This window comes from Rhizobacter sp. P1_G5 (assembly GCF_056405435.1).
Genome location: NZ_JBFUCB010000594.1, coordinates 1 through 3,761, shown reverse-complemented (window position 1 = coordinate 3,761; position 3,761 = coordinate 1). Strand labels below are relative to the sequence as shown.

The following is a 3,761-nucleotide window of genomic DNA, read 5'->3' as shown; positions in this document are numbered from 1 at the left end:
CGAAGGAACAGGCAAAGCCAGCACATCGTGCTGGCTTTTTGCTTTGTGCGCCCCGCCTCGTCAAATGGCGAACTTTTTCGCCAGGCCGTCCGGGCGGAGTTCGTCGTAYTCCTCGAACGGCTGGTGGATCCACGGGCTCGTCGGCAGCAGCTCGACGTAGTAATCCGGCGTGTAGCTCGACACGCCCTTGGTCCAGATCACCGCCGAGCGCAGTTCGGCGATCGCCGGCATGCCGCGCAGCCGGTCGACCACCGCGCGCAGCGTGACGCCCGAGTCCGCCAGGTCGTCGACCAGCAGCACCCGTCCGGCGAGCTCGCCCTTCGGCAGGGTGATGTACTTCGCCATGTCGAGCCGGCCCTGGATGGTGCCGGCCTCGGCCCGGTACGAGCTCGTCGACATGATGCCCAGCGGCTTGTCGAACACGCGCGACAGCACGTCGCCCGGTCGCATCCCGCCGCGCGCCAGGCACAGGATCTGGTCGAACTCCCAGCCCGAGGCATGCACCTTGAGCGCCAGGCGCTCGATCAGCATGTGGTACTCGTCCCAGGACACGTAAAGGTGTTTGCCGTCGTCGGTCAGCATGTTCAAAGGCTCCAGGCGTCAGGCTTGATAGGGGTGGCGCAGCAGGATGGTGTGCTCGCGGTCGGGACCGGTCGATACCATGTCGATCGGCCGGCCGATGAACTCCTGCACGCGCTCCAGGTAGCGCCGCGCGTTCAGCGGCAGCGCATCCCATTGCGTGATGCCGGCGGTGCGCTCGGTCCAGCCCGGGAAGGTGTCGTAGATCGGCTTGCAGGCGACGATGTCGTCGGCATCCAGCGGCAGGATGTCGATGCGCTTGCCGTCCAGTTCGTAGCCCACGCAGACCTTGATCTCCGGCAGGCCGTCGAGCACGTCGAGCTTGGTGATGCACAGGCCCGAGATGCCGTTGATGATCATCGAGCGCTTCAGCAGCGCGGCATCGAGCCAGCCGCAGCGGCGCGGACGGCCGGTGACGGTGCCGCGCTCCTGGCCGACGGTCGACAGGTGGTGGCCGACCGTGCCGGGCTCGTTCATGTCGAGCTCGGTCGGGAACGGGCCGCTGCCCACGCGCGTGGTGTATGCCTTCGTGATGCCGAGGATGTAGTGCAGCAGGTCCGGCCCGACACCCGCGCCCGCCGCGGCGTTGCCGGCGACGCAGTTGCTGGAGGTCACGTACGGGTAGGTGCCGTGGTCGATGTCGAGCAGCGTGCCCTGCGCGCCCTCGAACAGGATGTTGGCGCCCTCGCGGTGCTTCATGAACAGCGTGTAGCCCACGTCGGCCAGCATCGGCTTGAGCTGCTCAGCGACCTTCATCGCCAGGTCGTAGATCGGCTGGAACTCCAGCGGCTTCGACTTCAGGTAGCCGCCCAGCGCGAAGTTGTGCAGCTCCAGCAGCTCGCGCAGCTTCTTCGCGAAGCGCTCCGGATGCTTCAGGTCCTGCACGCGCAGCGCGCGGCGTGCCACCTTGTCTTCATACGCCGGCCCGATCCCCTTGCCGGTGGTGCCGATCTTGCCGGCGCCGCTGGTCTCGCGCAGCGCCTCGCGCGCCTTGTCGACCTCGACGTGGAACGGCAGGATCAGCGGGCAGGATTCGCTGATGAACAGGCGCGAACGCACCTCGAGCCCGATGGCCTCCAGGCGCTCGATCTCGCCGAGCAGGTGCACCGGATCGACGACCACGCCATTGCCGATGTAGCAGGCCACGCCCTCGCGCATGATGCCCGACGGGATCAGCTGCAGCGCCGTCTTCACGCCCTTGATCACCAGCGTGTGGCCGGCGTTGTGGCCGCCCTGGAAGCGCACCACCGCCTGCGCGTGGTCGGTCAGCCAGTCCACCACCTTGCCCTTGCCTTCGTCACCCCACTGGGTGCCGACCACGACCACGTTGTGGCCGCCGCGTGTCTGTTCCATGTCTGTCCTGTCCAATGTCTCGAATGGGTGGATCGGCAGGCGGCGTCAGAGCGCTCGCACCTGCCACTGGCCGGCCTGCGCGACCAGCTCGCGGTCGCAGTCGAATTCCTGGCCTTCGTGTTCATGCCCCGGCAGGATGCAGACGACCGACTCGCCCTGCTCCCTCAGTTGCCGGATCGCGGCGCGCAGCGAGGCATCCTCGCCCCAGGGTGCACGGATCGCCGCCCGCATCGCCCGCGGCGGCGCGATCAGCACCAGCTCCTTCAGGTCGATCAGGCTGAAGCCGACTGCGGGCCGCGTGCGGCCGAACACCGCGCCGACCTCGTCGTAGCGGCCGCCGCGCGCCACCGCATCGCTGGAGCCGGCGGCATACACCGCGAAGCGCGCGCCGCTGTAGTAGTCGTAGCCGCCCAGGTCGGCCAGGTCGAAGCCGATGCGCACGCCGGCGTGGGCCTGCTTCAGGTGCTGCGTGAGCCACTGCAGGTCGTCGAGCGCCGCGGTGATCAGCGGCAGCGCGGGCAATTGCGTGCGGGCTGCCGCCAGCACCTCTTCGCCGCCATACAGCCGCAGCAGCGCCAGCAGGCCGCTGCGCGACGGCTCGGGCAACGACGCCGTGAGCTCGACCACGCTGGGTTGGTCCTTCGCGGCCAGCGCGGCATACAGCGCGGCCACCGCCGACGCCGGCAGGCCGCTGCCGGCCAGCAGCGCCCGCACGATGCGTGCGTCGCCCATGTCGAGCGTCAGCTGGTTCGCACCGGCGCGCTGCAGCAGGTCGAGCGCGAGTTCCTGGACTTCAAGGTCGGCCTCGAGGCCACGGTGGCCATAGATCTCGGCACCGAACTGCAGCGGCTCGCGCGTCACGTGCAGGCCGGCCGGGCGGGTGTGCAGCACCGGCCCGCAGTAGCACAGCCGGGCCACGCCCTGGCGGTTCAGCAGGTGCGCATCGATGCGCGCGACCTGCGGCGTGGTGTCGGCGCGCACGCCGATCGTGCGGCCGCTGAGCTGGTCGATCAGCTTGAAGGTCTTCAGGTCGAGTTCACGGCCGGTGCCGGACAGCAGCGATTCGATGTGCTCCAGCAGCGGCGGCATCACCAGTTCGAAGCCGTAGCTGCGAGCCCCGTCGAGCAGGTCTCGACGCAGATCCTCGATGCGCCGCGCCTGCGCAGGCAGGACGTCGGCGATGTGCTCGGGCAGGAGCCAAGCAGACGACATGTGAATCACCGGGTATTAAAAACGAGATTGTACCGGGGGGATGACCCACCCCCGAGGCGCTGACGCGCCTCCCCCTCGAGGGGGCGCCACCACTGGACCGGCGGAGCCGGATCCACGGTGGCCGTTGGATCCACGCCTGCCGACGCCGCGTTCAGCCCAGACAGAAGTAGAGCGCGATGAGTCCGGCCAGCATGCTGCTCAACCCGATGAACCGGATCTGGCCGTCAGACAGCCGGGTCGCTCGCTCGAACACCCGCCGCCAGGCGCCCGGGCTGATGAACGGCAGTACGCCCTCCAGCACCAGCATCAACGCCAGCGCGGCCAGCAGGGTGTCCGACATGAATCGCGCAGGTCACTCGGCGGCAGCAGAGGCGGCGTGCTTCTTGACGCGCGCCGGCGCCGCGGCGGACTCGCGCCCGGGGCCGCGCATCGCCTTGAAGAACTCGCCCGACGGATCGACCACCATCACGTCGGACTTGCTGCGGAAGGTTGCGCGGTAGGCCTCGAGGCTGCGGTAGAACTGGGCGAACTGCGGATCGCGGCCGAACGACTCGGCATAGATCGCCGACGCCTTCGCATCGCCATCGCCCTGCACCTTCTGTGCATCGCGGTACGCC

At 68.8% G+C, this 3,761-nt stretch carries 4 protein-coding genes and 1 pseudogene; all 5 read right to left on the bottom strand.

Annotated features, from left to right (window positions below; genetic code table 11):
• Positions 1-60: 60 nt before the first annotated feature.
• Positions 61-582, bottom strand: coding sequence for a phosphoribosyltransferase (locus tag AC1D12_RS27645; RefSeq protein ID WP_047502856.1), 522 nt, complete (start codon positions 580-582; stop codon positions 61-63).
• An 18-nt stretch (positions 583-600) separates the two neighbouring features.
• On the bottom strand, positions 601-1,932 hold the full coding sequence (locus tag AC1D12_RS27640; protein WP_465112312.1) for an adenylosuccinate synthase: 1,332 nt from the start codon (positions 1,930-1,932) through the stop codon (positions 601-603).
• 45 nt (positions 1,933-1,977) lie between these two features.
• Positions 1,978-3,144: an ATP phosphoribosyltransferase regulatory subunit gene (locus tag AC1D12_RS27635; RefSeq protein WP_477844251.1), complete on the bottom strand. Its 1,167-nt coding sequence runs from the start codon at positions 3,142-3,144 to the stop codon at positions 1,978-1,980.
• Between the two features lie 151 nt (positions 3,145-3,295).
• The gene (locus AC1D12_RS27630) at positions 3,296-3,484 is read right to left on the bottom strand and encodes a DUF2065 domain-containing protein (RefSeq protein ID WP_047502536.1); all 189 of its coding nucleotides are present in this window, start codon (positions 3,482-3,484) and stop codon (positions 3,296-3,298) included.
• Positions 3,485-3,496: 12 nt separating this feature from the next.
• Positions 3,497-3,761: pseudogene (locus AC1D12_RS27625) on the bottom strand (hypothetical protein); the annotation flags it as partial.

Coding starts and splice junctions, on each gene's coding strand:
- AC1D12_RS27640 (WP_465112312.1), bottom strand. CDS start 1,932: ATGGAACAGACACGCGGCGGCCACAACGTGGTCGTGGTCGGCACCCAG.
- AC1D12_RS27635 (WP_477844251.1), bottom strand. CDS start 3,144: ATGTCGTCTGCTTGGCTCCTGCCCGAGCACATCGCCGACGTCCTGCCT.
- AC1D12_RS27630 (WP_047502536.1), bottom strand. CDS start 3,484: ATGTCGGACACCCTGCTGGCCGCGCTGGCGTTGATGCTGGTGCTGGAG.